This window comes from Streptomyces sp. SID12501, assembly GCF_010550245.1.
Lineage (GTDB): Bacteria > Actinomycetota > Actinomycetes > Streptomycetales > Streptomycetaceae > Streptomyces.
Genome location: NZ_JAAGLU010000734.1, coordinates 1 through 428, shown reverse-complemented (window position 1 = coordinate 428; position 428 = coordinate 1). Strand labels below are relative to the sequence as shown.

Annotated in this window: 1 protein-coding gene; it reads right to left on the bottom strand. The window is 63.3% G+C overall.

Annotation, left to right across the window (positions count from 1 at the left end; all coding sequences use genetic code 11):
• Positions 1-37: 37 nt before the first annotated feature.
• A partial coding sequence (locus G3I71_RS48185) for a transposase (RefSeq protein ID WP_203733197.1) occupies positions 38-428 on the bottom strand: 391 nt, incomplete at its 5' end.

Genomic DNA, 428 nt, shown 5'->3' with positions numbered 1-428 from the left:
GAACACCGCGACCCGGCAAACCTTGCCGACCACAGCACTACTGATCTTTTCGTAATTTCGGTGGGTGGATGGTGAGGCCGGTGTGGGTGAGGAATGACCATGGCAGTTGGGGGTTGTTGTTGATGCGGTGGATGCCTTGTTCGGTGGCGTCGGCGACATCGGTGAGGTGGTCGCCGGCGAGGTTGGCGAGTTCACGCTTCTTGAGCGAGGACCACAGCAGTTCCACCGGGTTCAGCTCGGGAGCATAGGCGGGTAATCGTTCCATGGTGAGCCAGTCCTGTTCGGCGACCCAGGCCCGCATCGCCCGGCTCCAGTGGGCGGACAGGCCGTCCCAGACCAGGACCACGCGCTCGCCGCGGTAGAACACCTTCATCTGCTCGAGGACCTCGATGAGCCCGACGGTGTCGTAGCTGCCGGGCTTGAGGTGG